The 4,695-nt window shown below is 66.8% G+C and carries 4 protein-coding genes and 1 pseudogene; 1 reads left to right on the top strand and 4 read right to left on the bottom strand.

Annotated elements, in window-relative coordinates:
- The first annotated feature begins 51 nt into the window (after positions 1-51).
- On the top strand, positions 52-945 hold the full coding sequence (locus tag G6027_RS18770) for a helicase C-terminal domain-containing protein (RefSeq protein ID WP_241726966.1): 894 nt from the start codon (positions 52-54) through the stop codon (positions 943-945).
- Positions 946-980: 35 nt separating this feature from the next.
- On the opposite strand, the gene G6027_RS08830 is transcribed toward G6027_RS18770, so the two are convergent.
- The 4 genes and pseudogenes from G6027_RS08830 to G6027_RS08845 all read right to left on the bottom strand — a co-directional run.
- Complete coding sequence (locus G6027_RS08830) at positions 981-2,849, bottom strand: hypothetical protein (protein WP_182636848.1); 1,869 nt, start codon at positions 2,847-2,849, stop codon at positions 981-983.
- Between the two features lie 276 nt (positions 2,850-3,125).
- Entirely contained in the window at positions 3,126-3,287 is a 162-nt protein-coding gene (locus G6027_RS08835) for a toxin-antitoxin system HicB family antitoxin (protein WP_119192862.1), read from the bottom strand.
- Between the two features lie 319 nt (positions 3,288-3,606).
- A pseudogene (locus G6027_RS08840) lies at positions 3,607-3,747 on the bottom strand (IS3 family transposase); the annotation flags it as partial.
- Between the two features lie 42 nt (positions 3,748-3,789).
- Positions 3,790-4,695: IS256 family transposase (locus G6027_RS08845; protein WP_182636849.1), on the bottom strand; the 906-nt coding region annotated here is incomplete at its 5' end.

The raw sequence follows: 4,695 nt of genomic DNA on the forward strand, positions 1-4,695 counted from the left end.
CTCACAGGCGACGGCTCGGTGGCCGTGCAAGATATCAACACCGACGAGCAGATGCTCGTACCCGGCAGCTACGCGCAAGACAACATCCACCTGGGTTACGCCTCCACCATCCACCGAGCCCAGGGCGCCACCGTGGAGACCACCCACGCCGTGGTGGACACCTCCGTCGACCGGGCCGGCCTCTATGTCGCCATGACCCGAGGCAAGCAAGAGAACCGCGCCTACGCCGTCTGCGAGCCCGTCGTTGATTTCGTGGCGGAAGATGCCCACATGCACTCGGCTGGCGACCGGGACGCACCTACCGCCTCGGAAGTTCTGGCGACCATTCTGCGGCGCGACACCCACCAAGCCTCGGCCACTGCGGCCCTGCGCGAAGAGATGGACCACGCCACCGACCCGGCGCGTCTGGAAGCGCTGTATCGGCACGGCGTCGACCTGGCCGCCGACGCCTTCACCAGCGCCACTTTGGCCGAATACACCGACGCTCTCCCCCGTCTCTACAGTCGCCAGCTCGAGGCAGATCCCGACCAATACGCGGCGATCGCCCAAGCCTGGACCGACGCGGCAAAAGCCGGCCGCGACCCACGCGAACACTGGACGCAGGCCACAGCGAACCTCGAAACCGCGGACTCCCCCGGTGCCGTCATCGCCCACCGCTTGCGTCACGTGACCGCCGCCGGTCAAGACCGAAGCGCTCTGCCCACTCCCCCACCGGCAACCGCTACTGGCGATGCCGAACTCGCGGCCTGGCTCACCGCCACCCACGACGAACTGACGACCTCGCCCGACGAGGACACCGCCCAGGCGCCCTCGGTGGACGTGGACGACTTCACTGCCTCCTACCTCGACCACCGGGCCGCAGAGGAAGAAAGCGGCCCGGACACCCACTCGACGACCGGATCGCCCTGGGGACCTACGACCGACTCCTCTCCCGACCTCTGGTGACTTGTCCGCTTCGAGCAGGCGGTCAACTGGAGGTGTTAGGCGGCAGTGGCGGCCCATTGATGGGGCGCGGCCAGCACGTCCGCCGCAGGCAGCGCAGCGCGGGCCGCGGCCACCAGTTCCCACCAACTACCGGGGTCTGGCTCGCGGTGGCGATCTTGCGCGGCCATTGCTGCCCCCCAGGTGGTTGCCTCCACCGGCGGCCCGGTCGCGGTGGCCCCGTAGGCCAGGGCGATATCGACGGGGTGGACCTGCTCGGCTTCGGCCGGGCTGGGGAAGCTCCCCCATTCGGCAAGCGCGTCGGAGTCTTCTGCCTGGTAGCGGGTGGTGAACCACCACACGAATACCGCCGATTGGAGGCGGTACAGGCGGACCCGATCGGCGTGGGCCCCTGTCACCCCTGCGGCGGCGGCGGCCCGGGTTAGGCGGGAGCGCCCCTGGTAGGCGCGCCCGCTGGCGGTGCATAGACCGAGGGACTGCAGGGCACGGAGTTTGCTGCGCACGGTGGCCGCGCACACGCCCAAGCGTGTCGCCAGCTCCCCCACCGATACTCGCCCGGTCCGGAGCAGGTCCCACACCCGCATCCCCAGGACACCCAGAGGGCGGGCGTGCCAGATGTCGGCGCGAGCGCATTCCAGTTCCTCATGAAGTTGCTGCGCTAGGACTGGAGTAAATACTGCGCCACTTCCTGTCTCCCCGCCCCCGCGGGTAGCCACCCGCCAGGTCGCGGCCCACGGGCCAACTGCTCGCTGCGTGCGGCGGATCCAGCCCCGGTCGGCGAGATCGGTAAGCCGGTCAGCGACGGTGTCCCTGACCAGGCCGGCGGCCAGAGCCCAGTCACGCTCAGAGAAGTGGACCTCCTCGGAGGCTGCCGAGAGGACGCGTGCGGCCAGGGCGAGCAGGACGAGTCGGCTCTGCGCTCCGGTTTTGCCCTGCCACTGCTCGGGCTGGGCCTCCATGCGCGCGATCAGATCGGCGACGGTGCGCTCGGCGGTGCGGCGGGCCGGGCTGGCAGTGCACGAGGTGCGGGTGGCGTGGCTGGCGGCAGTGACGGCCTTGGCCCACTGACGAGCCAGCTCCTGTTCGGTGTCCAGCCGGGGGGTACGGCCGCCTGCGGTGCGGCGGGTGCGCAGGAATTCCAGACCGGGCCAGTTCTCGGTGAAGGCGGCTCTGGCGAGGTCGCGGTACTGCATGCGGGCGTGTGCGCACGCGAGCACGATCGACCAACCGATCGCGGAGGCATCCCCGCTGCTGGTGATGGGGGTTGAGCAGAGGGCGCGGATCTTGGCGGGCAGTGGGCGGCGTGGTCCGGCCAGATGCGGATGGCCTTCGACATCGACATGCACGGGCAGGGTGGCAACCGTCGGGTTCGCCGCGGCGGCCGGATGAGGGTGGGCGCCGAGCTGCTCGACAGCCCGCTTGAGAGCACGCAGCGATGCGGGATGAATGTCGGTGTCGCCCAGGGGTACCGAGGTTCCGCCGGAGCGGTGGGGTGAGCCCGGGGCGCGGACACAACCGGTGCGCGGGTTCGCCAGTGGGCCGCGGTCAAGTGAGGGCCACGCGGCGGCGAATGCGTCCACTACTGGCGCTAGTCGGGTCGGTGAGATCGCGGTGCTCAGGCGGATCCAGACGTGATATCCCCCGCCGGGTCCAGATGAGCACACCAGATGTTCGATCCCCGCGGCGGTGAGAGCGGATGTGCAGGCGGCGAGGTCGGCAGTGGCGGTTGAGCCGGCGTGATGGGCGTCGAAGTCCAGAGCAAGCAGGCGGAAACGGCCGGCTTCGTCTGTCAGATGCAGCGCGTACGGCACATCTGGGCCGGGGGCGCCGTCGGTGAAGCGCCGAGTTGTCGAGAAGGTGTGGGCTTTGCGCGGGTCGACCCGCACATACGGGCGCGGACTCCACACACACGCCACCGACTCCCACCACGTGTTGACCTGATGGGATGCAGTTTTGCTGGTATCAGAACAAGACACGCCGTCCGGATCGACTGGACCGTCCGGAAGGTATGACCTACCCTGAGAGGTGCTTGGAAGCACAGCTCTCCTAATTGGTGAGCAACCCGAGTTTGAGCGGCAACTCGAACTCTTGACTTTCGATCCCGGCCCACTCGCCAGTGAGCCGGGATCAGTCATTTCATGGGCTGCATGATTTTTAGTTTTCAGTCACACAGCTGATCTACCTCACGCTGGAATCGCCTCCTGGTCGTCAAAATGCGACACGGCTTTGGGCATGCCGAGGTGTGCCGCAGCGACTTCGGCTACGTACTGGTTCATAGAGATGCCGCGCGCCTTGGCTTCACGCCGAAGTGCGTCGTAAACATCCGAAGGTACGCGGACTGTCATGCGTGTCCGCTCCCCCAAGGCTGGCCTGCCAGGCCCAGAACGTGTGGTCGCCATGACGTCAAAACTGACATGGCTGACGTCAGAAATGTGTGCGACACGCTCACGACGTCACAAATGGCGGTAACAAGTGTGGCGCGGAGGCCGCTGTTTCAGCCGATCGTGGAACTCGGCCCTGAGTCATGCTCGCTTGCAACTAGTGTTTGGCGTCCTTTTGAGCTGGCATGAGTGAGTCGACGAGCACCAGCTCCATCAGGTCGATTCCATCGAGCACCGGAATGACCTGCCGCGCTGATTTCGGACAGCGGAGTTGATGGTTTCTCTACGCTGCCGTCGCCGGCTGGATGTCAGCGTAGTGCACCTCGTTCGGCCGCTTGTAGCCGAGCGCTGAATGGCGCCGTCGGGTGTTGTAGAACCCCTCGATGTAGCTGATGACGTCGCGTCTGGCCTGCCTCTTCGTGGAGCCTGTCAAGATAATTGTGTGAGTTTTGGTTAGTGATGTCTGTCACATGTGGGGGTCGAAGCGTTCCGGGTAGGCCAGTGCGAGTTCGGCCAGTGCGGCTCGCCAACCGTGGATGGTGGCGCCTTCGACGAGTCTGGGGATCGATTTCCGGGGGCCTGCGTGGCCGTCTGCTCGGCGTTGAGCGTCCTTGGCGCGTTCTCGGTCTCGTCGGTCCTCGATGTTGCGTATGGCTAGCCATAGCAGCTTGATCGCGGCGGCATCGCTGGGGAAGTGCCCGCGGTTCTTGGTGATCTTGCGCAGCTGGTAGTTCAGCGACTCGATCGAGTTCGTGGTGTAGATCAGCTTGCGTGTGGCTGGGCCGAAGGCCAGGAACGGGATGAACCGCTCCCAGGCGGCCTCCCACGACCTGACGGCGGTGGGGTACTTGGCGCCCAGCGGCGATTCGGCGAAGGCCTCCAGTGCGGCTCTGGCGGCCTCGGCGTTGGCGGCGGTGTAGATCGGCTTGAGTGCCTTGGCCACGTTCTTGCGGTCGCTGTAGGACACGAACCGCATCGAGGCCCGGATCAGGTGCACCACGCAGGTCTGCACCTCGGCGAAAGGCCAGGTCGCGGCAATCGCCTCGGACAGTCCGGTCAGCCCGTCGCAGGCCACGATCAGGACGTCTTTGACGCCGCGATTGGCCAGTTCGGCGCACACGCTGGCCCAGAACGCCGCGCCTTCCTTGGCCTGCACCCAGATGCCGAGCACGTGCTTGACGCCCTCAAGATCGACCCCGACCGCGATGTGGGCAGCGCGGGTCTTCACGTGGGCTCCATCGCGGATCTTGATGTGGATCGCGTCCAGGAACACCACCGGGTAGAACGCCTCCAACGGGCGGTGCTGCCAGGCGGCGACTTCGTCCAGGACCGCGTCGGTGACGTTGGTGTCCGCGTACAGGGTGACGTGTCG

The sequence above is a fragment of the Dietzia sp. SLG310A2-38A2 genome (assembly GCF_014145095.1).
In the GTDB taxonomy this organism is placed as follows: Bacteria; Actinomycetota; Actinomycetes; order Mycobacteriales; family Mycobacteriaceae; genus Dietzia.

Bases quoted from the DNA above. Each gene is read 5' to 3' on its own strand.
- G6027_RS18770 (WP_241726966.1), top strand. From the start codon at position 52: ATGCTCGTACCCGGCAGCTACGCGCAAGACAACATCCACCTGGGTTAC.
- G6027_RS08835 (WP_119192862.1), bottom strand. From the start codon at position 3,287: ATGACAGTCCGCGTACCTTCGGATGTTTACGACGCACTTCGGCGTGAA.